The sequence below is a fragment of the Pseudoflavonifractor capillosus genome (assembly GCF_016899775.1).
GTDB lineage: Bacteria > Bacillota > Clostridia > Oscillospirales > Oscillospiraceae > Lawsonibacter.
Genome location: NZ_JACJJE010000016.1, coordinates 1 through 12,660 on the forward strand (window position 1 = coordinate 1; position 12,660 = coordinate 12,660).

11 protein-coding genes are annotated in these 12,660 nt (G+C 53.1%); 3 read left to right on the top strand and 8 right to left on the bottom strand.

The window, feature by feature from the left end:
- Positions 1 to 323: 323 nt before the first annotated feature.
- Positions 324 to 812 carry a LysR family transcriptional regulator substrate-binding protein gene (locus tag H6B31_RS06800; protein WP_204897866.1) on the top strand — a complete coding sequence of 163 codons (489 nt, stop codon included), beginning with the start codon at positions 324 to 326 and terminating at the stop codon, positions 810 to 812.
- Positions 813 to 866: 54 nt separating this feature from the next.
- Here the strand turns inward: H6B31_RS06800 and H6B31_RS06805 are convergent, their stop codons facing one another.
- Positions 867 to 1,547 (bottom strand): RraA family protein, encoded by a 681-nt coding sequence (locus tag H6B31_RS06805; RefSeq protein WP_204897867.1) that lies wholly within the window; start codon positions 1,545 to 1,547, stop codon positions 867 to 869.
- Positions 1,548 to 1,577: 30 nt separating this feature from the next.
- Positions 1,578 to 2,594: a C-terminal binding protein gene (locus H6B31_RS06810; RefSeq protein WP_204897868.1), complete on the bottom strand. Its 1,017-nt coding sequence runs from the start codon at positions 2,592 to 2,594 to the stop codon at positions 1,578 to 1,580.
- A gap of 167 nt (positions 2,595 to 2,761) precedes the next feature.
- Here H6B31_RS06810 and H6B31_RS06815 point away from each other — a divergent pair, with 167 nt between their 5' ends.
- Complete coding sequence (locus tag H6B31_RS06815) at positions 2,762 to 3,709, top strand: LysR family transcriptional regulator (RefSeq protein ID WP_204897869.1); 948 nt, start codon at positions 2,762 to 2,764, stop codon at positions 3,707 to 3,709.
- A 308-nt stretch (positions 3,710 to 4,017) separates the two neighbouring features.
- Here the strand turns inward: H6B31_RS06815 and H6B31_RS06820 are convergent, their stop codons facing one another.
- The 4 genes from H6B31_RS06820 to ald form a co-directional block, all read right to left on the bottom strand.
- Positions 4,018 to 5,208 carry an IS256 family transposase gene (locus H6B31_RS06820; protein ID WP_204897870.1) on the bottom strand — a complete coding sequence of 397 codons (1,191 nt, stop codon included), beginning with the start codon at positions 5,206 to 5,208 and terminating at the stop codon, positions 4,018 to 4,020.
- A gap of 224 nt (positions 5,209 to 5,432) precedes the next feature.
- The gene (locus H6B31_RS06825) at positions 5,433 to 6,263 is read right to left on the bottom strand and encodes a serine hydrolase (protein ID WP_204897871.1); all 831 of its coding nucleotides are present in this window, start codon (positions 6,261 to 6,263) and stop codon (positions 5,433 to 5,435) included.
- 53 nt (positions 6,264 to 6,316) lie between these two features.
- Positions 6,317 to 7,633: a GntT/GntP/DsdX family permease gene (locus tag H6B31_RS06830; protein WP_204897872.1), complete on the bottom strand. Its 1,317-nt coding sequence runs from the start codon at positions 7,631 to 7,633 to the stop codon at positions 6,317 to 6,319.
- Positions 7,634 to 7,721: 88 nt separating this feature from the next.
- Positions 7,722 to 8,834, bottom strand: coding sequence for an alanine dehydrogenase (gene ald / locus H6B31_RS06835; protein WP_204897873.1), 1,113 nt, complete (start codon positions 8,832 to 8,834; stop codon positions 7,722 to 7,724).
- Positions 8,835 to 9,297: 463 nt separating this feature from the next.
- On the opposite strand from ald, the gene H6B31_RS06840 reads away from it, so the two are divergent.
- Positions 9,298 to 9,669, top strand: coding sequence for a DUF3870 domain-containing protein (locus H6B31_RS06840; RefSeq protein WP_243418894.1), 372 nt, complete (start codon positions 9,298 to 9,300; stop codon positions 9,667 to 9,669).
- A 312-nt stretch (positions 9,670 to 9,981) separates the two neighbouring features.
- Here H6B31_RS06840 and H6B31_RS06845 read toward each other — a convergent pair whose 3' ends face one another.
- Both H6B31_RS06845 and H6B31_RS06850 read right to left on the bottom strand, forming a co-directional pair.
- Positions 9,982 to 11,160 (bottom strand): M20 family metallopeptidase, encoded by a 1,179-nt coding sequence (locus tag H6B31_RS06845; protein ID WP_346014046.1) that lies wholly within the window; start codon positions 11,158 to 11,160, stop codon positions 9,982 to 9,984.
- A gap of 27 nt (positions 11,161 to 11,187) precedes the next feature.
- Positions 11,188 to 12,612 carry a YfcC family protein gene (locus tag H6B31_RS06850; protein WP_243418895.1) on the bottom strand — a complete coding sequence of 475 codons (1,425 nt, stop codon included), beginning with the start codon at positions 12,610 to 12,612 and terminating at the stop codon, positions 11,188 to 11,190.
- Positions 12,613 to 12,660: the final 48 nt, after the last annotated feature.

The window sequence follows — 12,660 nt, forward strand, 5'->3', positions numbered from 1 at the left end:
ATTTCTGAATTTAGTGCAAGTACCAGTTGACCATTCCGCTCATATACGGTACACTGGTTTTGCTTTTTCTTTGTCTTCACAAACTAAGAATAAAGCAACGAGCGAGATTTGGAAACCATTTCGGGCTCCAAACCTCGCTCGTTTTTATGGGCTCTTTTTGCAACGAACCCTTTTTATGCCGTTTTCTGACGGAAAGCGGCGCAGAGGGCAGGAAAATCTGAGAAGAGTATGTTAAGAGGGCAGAGCCGGGGCGATGGAAGAGGAGAGGGAAGTTCTCTATATATAAAAAATTTTTATACCCTATATATTATGTATATTTTGAAATGCTGAAGCACAATGAGATAGATGGCGTGATGTTCCAGCGCAATGGGCAAAAGATTGACGGCAACTTTGTGATTCTGCGAAAGGAAATAGGCCAATACGTCTCCATGTCAACCTCACATCCGCTTGCAAATGAGAAGGCGGTCTCTTACAGGCAGCTGCTGGAGTACCCAGTACTCCGCTATGTGGGGGACGATCTATATACAAAAATTCTGGAGGAACAGTATCGGCGCTTCGGAGGGGAGCTGAAGTGTACCCAGAGATTTGACCAGCTCTCCTCCCTGCTGCAGTTTCTGCGAAAAAATGCGGGTATTGCATATTTGCATAAGGATATTACAAAGTCCTATCCAGATTTGACAAGCATTCCAATCATCGAAGAGATGAAGTCATATTTGACATATTTTGTATGGTCCAAGAATGGCGTCTTAGCCCACGCACCGAAGCGGCTGATTCAGACGATCCAAGATTACTTTAAACAGTTAGATGCCTAAAGATCATTTTGACAATGCTCCGTCGTCTGAGGGAAGCTTTTTACATAGCATGGATTAAAGGATTTTGCACCCAATTTTTTGAAGCTTTTCTTCCAGCCAGGGGCGGAGATAGGTGCCGTCTTCTTGGATGTGTTTCCGAATGACCATCTCCTGCCGGCAAATTTTTTCGGCAGCATCCGCCAGCTGGGGTGCAAAGACGGGATCAACAAACAAAAGACCATCTCCGTCTCCCACCACGATATCTCCGGGACGAACCGTTTTTCCGCCAATCACCACAGGCACATTGATTTCGCCGGGGCCATTTTTATAAGGGCCGTTTGGTGTGACAGACCGGGCGTAGATGGGAAAGTGCTCCATCGAGGCCAGAGCGTCCCAGTCTCGAACCGCTCCATCACAAACGATCCCCCGAATTCCACGGGGCTGACAGTAGGCGGCCATCAATTCACCAAAGATGGCCCGGTCTGGAAAGCCGCCGGCGTCAATGACTATAACGTCGCCGGGCTGTGCCAAGTCCAGAGCGGCATGGAACATCAGGTTGTCGCCAGGGGGAAGACGGATGGTGAAAGCAGGCCCAACAAGCTGCTCCTGAAACCGCAGAGGCTTGATGGCGGCGTCCACTGCGGCTGTGCGGTTCATAACATCGTCAAGATTGGTGACTGGGATGCCGCGAAACCGGTCCACTAAATCGGGAGCGGGGCGGGGGAAGGTTTTGATGATTCTGCATCCAATGGGCATAATAAAGTCCTCCTCATTCTTAATTTTTAGTTATGTAAATTGATAGCGGAGCGTATGACTGAGGAGTGACCGGTTTGCCACACAGCGGGCAGGAATGATGTTTTGCGTAACGGCCTGCGGGATAAGCTGGCATACCATATCCAACTGGATTTGCTTTGCTCCGGCGCCATAAGATCCGCTGTGGGGCGTGAGAATAACATTGTCCATGTGCAAAAGGGGATCGTCCGGGGCAATGGGCTCCTGCTCCAGGGTGTCCAAGCCTGCGTAACGGATTTGACCGTGTTCCAGTGCCCAGACAAGATCTTTTTGGTCAATGACAGCCCCACGTGCTGTGTTGATAATCATGGCAGAATTCTTCATTTTACAAAATGTATCACGGCGGAATACATGGGTGGTTTCGGGAGTTAAGTTAACGTGGATGGAGATAATGTCGCTGCGGGAGAGCAGATCGTGAAAGGTGACAAATTCCACGTCAGGAAACTGCTGCTTCACAGTGTCAGGGAGATAAGGGTCACAGGCAATAACTTTGGTGCCAAAGCCCCCACGGAAAATATGATAGAGCTCTTGCGCCGCCCCGCCGAAGCCGTATAGCCCCAAGGTCATTTTCCGGACATCACCCGGCAGGAAATACTGGCATTTTGGCCAGCCGCCTTTTCGGATTTCACGGTCGTAGTAGACCGTGTTCCGAATTAATCCCAAAATCATAGAGGCCGCCAGGTCAGCCAGCTCCCACACACAGAATCCGGGTAGGTTTAATACAACAACCTCCCGCTGGGCCGCTGCCTCCAGATCAATGGAATTGACTCCAATGCCAAACCGCTGGATAAATTTTAAATCAGGCAGGGCCTCCAACACAGACCGCGTTAGAGGAGGGTTGCCGGTGGCCAAGATGGCCATTGCGCCCTGGCATTCAGAAATAATTTCCTGTTCCGTGGTAAGGTGATGCAGGGTTAGGTCAATGCCGGCGGCAGAGTATGCCGACTGGATTTGGGAGAGCTCTTGGGCGGTGACGCTGCCATAATTTGCATCTACAACAACTGCACGCATAAGGTACGGCCTCCTTCATGAAAGATGGGGACAAGCGCAAGGCACCAAAGGACCTTTTGCTTGGATGCCATGATTGTAAGTCCAGGGGTGGAAATCGTCAAAGACAAATGCGGCTATACGGATCATAGGGTATGCGTTATAATCGTGTGACAGGAGGAAGCCAAAGAATGCTGTTTCGCAACTATGAATACTTTATCGCGATTGCTGATGCAGGCAGCCTGACAAAGGCAGCAGAGCGCTTATATGTTTCACAGCCCTCCCTAAGCCAGTACTTAAAGCGGCTGGAAAAGCGGTTGGGAGTGGAGCTCTTTGACCACAACGCTTCACCTCTGAAGCTGACATATACAGGAGAGCGCTATTATCACTATGTTAGGCAAGTGAAGCATCTGGAAGAAAATGTCCAAAAAGAATTCCAGGACATACAGCAGGAGGTCAGCGGACGATTGAGATTAGGTGTGGCCCTCTGGAGAGGCGCCTGTCTGCTTCCGGATGTTTTTCCGCGTTTCCATCAGCAGTATCCGGAGATTCAATTGGAGCTGATTGAGGCCCGGTCAGTAGAACTGGAACAGGCCCTGCTGGAGGACCGGATTGATTTTGCCATTCTGAATTTGCCGCGCTCTTTGAACTATGGGGCACTGTCGTGTGAAATTATCTGCGGAGAGCGGATTTTATTGGCGGCGCCGACCAAGCATCCGATGGTTCACGCCCTTTTGCAGGATTGCCGCTGCATGGGCGGATACCCTGTGGCCTCACTGGAGCTGCTGCGGCATATTCCACTGGTGCTTACAAAGTCAGGGCAGAATTTGACACATGTTGTGGAGTATGCCTTGGAGAAACACCGTGTTGAGCCAGAGGTGCTATTAAGGACGGAAAATTTGACGACTGCAATTCATCTGGCCGCCAAAGGGATGGGGTGTGCGTTTGTTCCGGAGGAGGGGGCGAAGCTGAGTCAATATCCTGGGGAAGTGACCTATTTTGTGGTGGACACACCGGAGCTGGTGTGGGATCTGGGGGTGGTCTATCGAAAAGACACCTATATTTCGCACAAGGTCCAATTTTTTGTGAAAACTGTCAAAGAACAGTTGGCGTTTGGCGGGGAAACAACGTTGATATAACAAAAAGCTTATAGAGCGTGATAAAAAAGTGGTATGCACAGTGGGACCGCTTTTCAGAGGAGACGGAGCGGATCCTGGGGAGAAATGTGAAATAGAGAAGTCCCGGAGCAGTGGTTCAGCCCGTGTTCCAGGTATCAAAAGGGGAGGAAGGTGCTCTGACAGTCCTGTATTGCGCTGTGGAGGGAAACATTGGGTATCCTGTGAGACAAACAGAGGGCTGTGCTCTGACCATGGATATAGGAGGCAAAACAGAAGGTAGTGTCAAGGATTTTTCGCAAAAAGGTTTGCAGGGCCTGGCATGAGAGAAGTCAGCCAGCAATGGAGGCGTCCTCAAGGGCAGCCTCCAGGTGCTTCATGTTCATGTACTTCTTGTTGCCCCACTGGGTGCCGGCCACATGGCGCAGCCGGGCACAGACCAGCATGAGGGCAGAGTTGCCGTCCGGGAAGCTGCCCACCACACGGGTACGGCGGCGGATCTCCCGATTCAGCCGCTCAACGACGTTATTGGTACGGATGCGGGTCCAGTGTTCGCTGGGAAAATCGCAGTAAGTCAGCGTTTCCTCAATGCCGTCCTCCACCTTCTTGGCCGCCTCTTTCAGCTTCATAGAGCGCAGTTGCTCCACCACGGCTTTGGCTTTCTCCCGGGCCGCTCTTTTGCTTTCCTGGGCGTGGATCGCCTTGAGCATCTTTGCCACCAGCTTTACTTTGGAACGAGGTGTGACCGAGAACACATTGCGGTAAAAGTGGACGGTACAGCGCTGGTACTTGGCTTCGGGGAATACTTCTCCCACAGCCTCCAGCATGCCAAGGCACTTGTCTCCAACCACTAACTTGACCCCATCCAGGCCACGGCTGCGGAGCCACTGGAAGAAGCTGACCCAGCTGGCTTTGTCCTCTTTCATGCCTTCGGCGGCACCCAAAACCTCACGGTATCCGTCCTCATTCACCGCGATCGCCACCAAAATGGCCACATTTTCAAACTCTCCGCCCCAGTTGCGGCGTAGGTAGATCCCATCCACATAGACATACGGGTAATGCCCACCCCGTAAGGGGCGGTTGCGCCAATCCTCAATGTGGACATACGCTTTCTTGTTCAGCTCGCTGATGGTGGAGGGAGATACCTTGCTGCCCCACAGAGCCTCGGTAATATCCTCCACGCGCCGGACAGATACACCTGCCAGGTACATCTCAATGAGCGCCTCTTCCACGCTGCTCTCCCTGCGACGATACCGCTCAATAATAGCAGTCTCAAAAGAGATTCCCTTGAGCTTAGGCACCTTGAGGGTGACATCCCCGGAGGTGGTGGTGAGGCTGCGGTTGTAGTGGCCGCTGCGGTACCCCTGGCGCTGTTCGTTGCGCTCGTACCGGGCTGCCTGGGTCAGGTTCTCCGCCTCGGCCTCCAGCAGTTCGTTGAGGGTTTCCTCCACGCTGCCGCGCACCAATTCCTTAAGCTGCCCCTTGATAACTTCCTCGTTTAGCTGTACAATCTTCTCAGACATGGTTTGCTGTCTCCTTTCAGAATGGTGTGTCGTGACTTCATTCTACCAGAGGGCTGCAAACCATGTCTTCTTTTATCTTCTTTATCAAACAGAAAAATATGCGCCAGCCGGTTGGCAGGCGCTATAACATAGTTTGAAAGAGCAAGGGGAATCTGTCCGCCTTATAAAAAACTTTGGTCCAGAGCCGTATGGCTCTGGACCAAAGTAGCTTTTTGGGTTCGATATTATTTAAGGGCTTCATAGACAAGCTTACTGACCTGCGCAACGGCTTGGATGCCTTCGGCATCATCGGCCAAATCGCCAGTAAACATGGAGATCACATATCTCCGTCCGTCAGGCAGAGTGAAAATGCCGACATCATGCTGGATGCCGAAGAGGTCCCCTGTCTTGTTGGCAACCAGAACAGTATCCGGCTCCAGATGCTTTTTCTCTTCTGCAGTGGCGTAGGAGGGAACAGCCGGAATAAAGGCGGGCAGCTTATTGCGGCACTGCTGATGCTCCATAATCTCCACAATTTTCTGGGAGATTTCTGGGGAGACAAATTCTCCCTTTGCCAGCTGAACCAACAGGCGGCCAGCTTCTCCGGCGCACATGTAGTTGTTCCGCCCAGCTTCAATAGCGGCAAAATCCATCATTTTCCGCATCAGTTTTGTGTTTGGCATCCCCATCGCTTGACAGAATTGATTGACCCGCTCCATGCCCACCATGTCTATGATCTCATTGGTGGCGGAGTTGTCACTGAGAATGATCATCAGACGTGCCAGGGTCGCCACGCTGGGCGTATAATCCGAATCTAATTCGAAAAGAACACCGGTCCCGCCTACGAGATTTTCTGGAGCAATGGAGCGCCGGTCATCCCAATTCACGGTTCCGGCTGCTACATCCTGAAGCAGCAGCGCCAAAATAGGAATTTTGATCACACTTGCAGATGGGTAGACATGATCAGGATGAAGTTCAAAGATCTCGTTGGTGTCCAGAACGTGAATGTATAGGCCGACGGTTCCCCTGAGTTGATCCAGAAGTTCAGTGATAGCCTGCCGCGGTATCTGTTTCATAATTTATCCCTCCAAATGAAAATCAAATTATGAGGTAAACAACGGGACCAAAATCAGAGGATAAAGCACTCCAAAATAACGACCAGCATGGTCCCCGGAATAATAGCCATATAAGCCAACTTCATCATCGGCTTAATGTCGCTGGCATGGGCCAGACCCATTTGGCCGATCATATCTGCACCTGGGTACGCAAAAGAGGTAATCTGGCTGCCCACCAGGACAATGGCCGCCCACAGCTCCATAGAGACACCCAAATCCCCCAGGAAGGGGCGGAACAGGGTGTCGATCATCATGGCCTGGGCCACGGCGGCGCCGTTGATGCCGAAGATGCCGATGAGGGAGACGATAATGGCAAAGCCGATGACGCCGCCCACAGAGATGTAGGGCTCCACTAGATCCACCAGGGCCTCGAAGCCGCCGGAGTTGGTGACAAAGTTCAGGAAGGGGTCAAACAGCAGGAACATGAAGAACATCCAGAACATCCTGCCGCAGCCCTCCATCATGGCGTCGAACACCTGGCCGGGGGACATGCCGCCCACAAGGCCGGTCACCAGAGAGGCCACGATCATCACCAGGATGACGAAGGAAGCGCCGCCGGCGGTGGCAATGCCCCACACCACCATGGCCAGCATGATCAGGGCAAAGGCGGCGGTAGCGGCGACCGTGGATTTGGTGGCCTTGACCTTCTCCGCGGACAGCGCGGGCTTCTCCTCGGCCTGCTCACCGAAGCTCTCCTTCCCCTGGGTCTGCTTCTGGGTGCGGACTGCCATGATATAGGTGCCGATCCACATGATTACCGCGATGGGCAGGCCGGCGCACAGCAGCACCCGGGGATAGCTCAGGCCGGTAATCTGCATCAGCGTCACCATGGGAGGGCCGAAGGGGCTCAGGAACAATCCGGTCTGTCCCGCGCCCTGGAAGATCACCGCCAGGGTGGAGGGGGTCAGGCCCACCGCGGCCACCAGGGGGATAACGATGGGGGCGATGATGGCGTTGGCGCCCGCCAGAGTGCCCAGCAGGGTGACCAGCACAATGGAGGACACCATGGTGGCCAGGATGGCCCGCTTCTGGGTCTTCACGCCGATCTTCTGCATGAAGAGCTGGACGATGTTTTCCGCCACGCCGGTCTTCCGCAGCACCACGCCCAGGCCGGAGCCCAGCATGATGATGAAGCCCACCAGGGCCAGGAAGGAGCCCATGGAGGCGTAGACCACGTTGCCCAGATTGCCGATGGACTCTCCGCTGAGGATGGCCCCCAGCAGCACGCAGACGCCTACGTTGACAATGGGGTGCATGTTTTCTTTAAAGGCCAAAATGATGTACAATACCAGGGGTGCCAGCCCCAGGATGGGAGGAAGATCAAAAATCATAAGTTTCTCCTTTCTCAATCACAGCACATAGTTGGAATGACTTTCCCGGGCCCGCCCGGCGGGGCCGGACGTGCCTGGGACGCGTCCGTCACAGCACCGCTTCCGCCGGGGTGTACTCCAGATTCAGCGCTTCCGCCACGCCCTTGAAGGTGCACTTTCCCCCGTAGCAGTTCAGGCCGGCCATCAGGCCCGGATCCGCCTTGCAGGCCTCCTCCACGCCATTGGCCGCCAGCTCCAGCCCATAGGGCACCGTGGCGTTCACCAGGGCCTGGGTCGCAGTTCTGGCCACCGCGCCGGGCATGTTGGCCACGCAGTAGTGCACGACCCCGTCCACCTCAAAAATGGGGTCGTCGTGGGTGGTGGGGTGGGTCGTCTCCACACAGCCCCCCTGATCCACGGCCACGTCCACAATCACAGCCCCCGGCTTCATCAGGGACAGATCCTCCCGGCGCACCAGCTTGGGGGCCGCCCGGCCGGGCAGCAGCACCGCGCCGATCACCAGATCCGCACTGGCCAGGCACTTACGGATGTTCTCCCGGGTGCTGTACAGGGTGGTGATCTGCTTGGGGAAGATGTCGTCCAGATAGGCCAGGCGCTTTGCGCTCACGTCCAGAACCGTCACGTTCGCTCCCATGCCCACGGCGATCTTGCAGGCGTTGGTGCCCACGTTTCCGCCGCCGATGATGACCACATTTCCCCGCTCCACGCCGGGAACTCCGGACAGCAGCACGCCCCGTCCGCCGAAGGTCTTCTCCAGATACTTGGCCCCCTCCTGCACGGACATGCGTCCTGCAATTTCACTCATGGGAGCCAAACAGGGCAAGCCGCCCTCGCGCCCGACGATGGTTTCATAGGCGATGGCTTTGACGCTGGAATTGAGCAGGGCTTCGGTCAGGGGACGATCTGCGGCCAGATGCAGGTAGGTGTAAAGGATCATATCAGAGCGGAAATATTTGTACTCCGATGCAATGGGTTCTTTTACCTTGATAATCATTTCAGCATTACGCCAAACGGCAGAGGCCTCGTCCAGAATTTGAGCACCAGCTTCAGTGTACTCAAGATCAGAATAGCCAATTGCCGCTCCAGCACCCTGCTCTACAAGTACGCTGTGGCCGGCCTGAACATAGGCGCTGACTCCGTCAGGGGTTAGTCCGACACGGTACTCATTGTTTTTTATTTCCTTTGGAACGCCGATTACCATACAAATTCCTTCTTTCTGCAAATAAAATATGTTTGTAATTACATGGCAGGCACCATGATATCACCGAAATAAAGAGCTGACAGAGGAGCATATATCCGGGTTTGGGAGGAGAGGGAATTCAGAAGAAAACCCAGCAGAACCAGCTAACAGCTCCAAGAATCTGTCAGCTGGTTCTGCTGGGTTTTAATTAAGACAACGGGGAATGGGAAACATCACCGTCAATTAATTAAAGCAGCAAATATCTACTTAAAAAGCTGTATGACGTGTTTTCTATATTGTACAAAAAGCGCACTGATTTGTCAAGAAAATTTATTCTAATTTTCGCGTGTGAGATCGCTCAATTCAAACTTGACAATTGTCACCGGCACAGCTATACTAAAATTTAATTTTGATACATTTTAACACAGAAAAGGCCACATGTTCCATTGTCAGCGACGGTGCCGCAGAAGAAACGGATGCTTTTATGCAGAATAAGGATGTTTCCCAAATGGAGAATCGGCTCTCCTTCCCGACAGAGTGCTTTATTATCGGAGAGGCCCGTACCAATGCGGACAACGCAATCACACACATTTTTGGCTCTTTTTATATGGGCTTTATCATTGACCGGAAAAGTGAGATTGTAACGGATTTTAGCTGCACGCATACGCTGAATGTAACGGAGCTGTTCCTGCGCAAATTATTTGTGGGAGCTCATTTTCCGTCCATTGACAAGGATTTGGAGGCCTGCCTCTCCGGCACCTATGGAGGGTCTTCACGTAAAGCGGTCCTGTCGGCCTATCGAGATGCGCTGAAGCGGTATTATGATTTGAAGAGGAGCGGGGCGGAGACTCTGTAATTTATGATAGCGGGAAGTGCAGGGACAGCTGCATGTTCACGATCCAATTCCCTATTTGTGCTGACAGAAATGCCGCCCGACCTTTTCAGGGCGGCACGCTTACGGGGCGGTGGATACCGCACAATTTGTTGTGCAGTTTGCCTCTGCGGAATGGGGCAAAGGGGATAAAACACTGCGTGAAAGGGCGAGCAAGGAAACAGCGGGCGGAATCTTGAAAGATTCCGCCCGCTGCAGCTTATTCCGTTTGTTTCATAAATTGGGACAGCAAACAAAATTGGGGTGCTCGGGCAGCAGCTCTTGTGGGAGAGTCCCCTAGCTGTGTGTTGCCTGATTCTTTTGAAATTCCTGTTGAATTTCAGCCAGGCGCTCTGGCTGCTCAATCAGGTCGTAGGCGGTGCCGCACAAAACTTTTGCAGCGATCAGGACAGCCTGGTGGGCCTCCTCGCTCTTTCCGGCGTTTAGAAACTCTAGGGAGTGGGATGACGTTCCGGGAGGAACCATGGCAACTCGGATACAGCTTCCCGGCAGCTGATACATGATGTTGCTGAAGTCGCTGGAGCCGGTTTTTTCCCGCGGTGGGCTGATGCGGGGGGCATTTACTAGTTCAGCATTTTCCATCAGCAGACGATTCAAGCTGAGTGTAGGGATCTTATTGGTCAGGCGATCTCCCTCTTGAATATCATAGGTCACATCGGCAATTAAAGAGGCGCCCTGAATAATTTGTTTGAATCGTTCCACCACATGATCCAAGGATTTTCGGGAATAGGAACGGAGCATAAATTTGCCTATGGCAGTATCTGGAACCACATTGGCAGGGCCGGGAGATTGCAGAATAGTATAGTGCATCCGGGTATCCTCCGGCACATGCTCACGCAAAAACTCAATGCCGTTAAATGCGGTGAGAAGAGCGTCCAGGGCACTTCTGCCCTCTTCGGGCTTCAGTGCGGCGTGCGCCTTCTTTCCGTGGAAGGTGACCACGAAGCTGGACAGCGCCATGGATTTCACATCCACTGTGGTGGTAGGGGAGCCATGCATCATTAAAGCCACATCGATGTCTTGGAAGCACCCCTGTTCCAGCATCCTGAGTTTCCCGTGGGCCGTCTCCTCAGCCGGGGTGCCATAGACAACCACGGAAAAGGGGCTTCCGCTTGTTTCTCCCCATTCCTTCAGAGCCTTGGCTGCACCCACAATGGCCGGGCCCTGCATGTGGTGGCCGCAGGCATGACCCAGGCCCTCCAGAGCGTCGTACTCGCACAGCAGGCCGATGCGGGGGCCGCCCTGGCCGCTGGAGAACTCGGCCCGGAAAGCTGTCTCCACCCCGCCGGTACCCAGATCCACCTGGAATCCGCAGCTTCTCAGGTAGTCAGTCAGGAGCTTTTGGGCATGAACCTCTTGAAAGCCCAGCTCAGGATGGTCAAAAATGTCGTCAGCCATGGAGAGAAGAGCCGGCTGCTGTTCATCTACATGAGCAAATAACGTTTCTTTTGTCACAGAAATTGCCCCTTTCACAATGTATGGTTATTGCAGGTGAATTGCCTGCGCGATGGCGACCAAGACGCATCCCACCAAGACCCACAGTAAGAAGATTTTACCGATGAAGCGCATCCAGCGGTCATAGGGAATATTGGCCGCGCCAATCAGACCCATCAGAGCCGTAGAGGTGGGGAAGATATAGTTGCCGAAGCCATCTCCAAAGTTAAAGGCCAGAATGACAGTTTGGCGGGACATGCCCACTAAGTCAGCAACAGGCAGCAGCAGAGGCATCATGACAGAGGCCTGTCCAGAGCCAGAAGCCATAAATACGTTGAATACTGTGCAGATCAGGAACATGGCCGGTGCCTGAAGAATGGTGGGAACCAGATCCAGGCCGCCTGCCAGCGCGTGAACAATGGTGTCCATAACCCCGCCGTCTGTGAGGATCAAGGCGATGGACCGGGCGGAGCCCACAATCATAACAGCGCCCAGCATGGTCTTACTGCCGGCCACAATTCCCTTGGCGATATCCGAGAGGCTCTTTCCGGCCAGCAGGCCTACCACGATGGCAAGCCAGATAAACATGGCTGCAAACTCAGCCATATCCCAGTCCATAGTTAAACCGCCATAGACAATGATAACCAGAGTGATGACAAGGGCCGCCAGAATGGCGATCCGTCTGCCGGTCAATTCTCCAAAAGAGGTCAAGTCGGTGGTGGAGGCTTTCATTTCGCTCTGTTGATCCAGATCATACATAGGACTCAGATGGGGGTCTTTTTTAATCCGCATCGCATAGCGAATCAAGAAGATGTTCGTGATGACATAGAAGACCACAAGACAGATGGCGCGGTACCAAATACCGGAGAAGGGGACTAAGCCTGCAATTTCCTGTGCCAGCAGTGTGGTACTGGTTTGCAGAGTTCCGGTGGAAAAGCCGACTGCACCACCCAGCAGAATGATAGATACACCCACCAGGGAATCCAGCCCCAGGGCGAAAGACAGCATGACCGTAATTGGGACGAAGGGGATAAACAGATTCACACCTTGATTGGTGGCAATCAGGGTAAAGATTAAAGTGAGCATGGGGATAAAGATGTAGAAGCGATTGGAGAATTTACGGGCCACTTTGGCGATGGAGGCCTGTAAAGCGCCGCTTTCTGTGATGAGGTGGAAAGCACCGCCGGCGAACATCAGCATAAAGATCAGGTCGGCGGCATCCATGAAACCATCAATCACATAGTTCATAATGAGCAGGGGGTTGACTGGTGTGTTTTCCACATAGTGGAAGCTGTTGGGATCTACCAAATCACGGCCTGTAACAGCGTCTTCCACACGGGTGTACGCGCCGGAAGGGACAATCCAGGTAAACAGAACGGCGGCCAGGATAATAACAAAGATAATAACTAAAGTATGGGGTAGTTTAAAGCCCTTTTTCCCAGGAATCTTTTCTTTCGCAGCTCCTATCTGCAATTCCTCCTCTGTGATCTGTGTTAGACAGGGCATCCTGCCATAACCGGC

Bases quoted from the DNA above. Each gene is read 5' to 3' on its own strand.
- H6B31_RS06800 (WP_204897866.1), top strand. From the start codon at position 324: ATGCTGAAGCACAATGAGATAGATGGCGTGATGTTCCAGCGCAATGGG.
- H6B31_RS06805 (WP_204897867.1), bottom strand. From the start codon at position 1,547: ATGCCCATTGGATGCAGAATCATCAAAACCTTCCCCCGCCCCGCTCCC.
- H6B31_RS06810 (WP_204897868.1), bottom strand. From the start codon at position 2,594: ATGCGTGCAGTTGTTGTAGATGCAAATTATGGCAGCGTCACCGCCCAA.
- H6B31_RS06815 (WP_204897869.1), top strand. From the start codon at position 2,762: ATGCTGTTTCGCAACTATGAATACTTTATCGCGATTGCTGATGCAGGC.
- H6B31_RS06820 (WP_204897870.1), bottom strand. From the start codon at position 5,208: ATGTCTGAGAAGATTGTACAGCTAAACGAGGAAGTTATCAAGGGGCAG.
- H6B31_RS06825 (WP_204897871.1), bottom strand. From the start codon at position 6,263: ATGAAACAGATACCGCGGCAGGCTATCACTGAACTTCTGGATCAACTC.
- H6B31_RS06830 (WP_204897872.1), bottom strand. From the start codon at position 7,633: ATGATTTTTGATCTTCCTCCCATCCTGGGGCTGGCACCCCTGGTATTG.
- ald (WP_204897873.1), bottom strand. From the start codon at position 8,834: ATGGTAATCGGCGTTCCAAAGGAAATAAAAAACAATGAGTACCGTGTC.
- H6B31_RS06840 (WP_243418894.1), top strand. From the start codon at position 9,298: ATGCAGAATAAGGATGTTTCCCAAATGGAGAATCGGCTCTCCTTCCCG.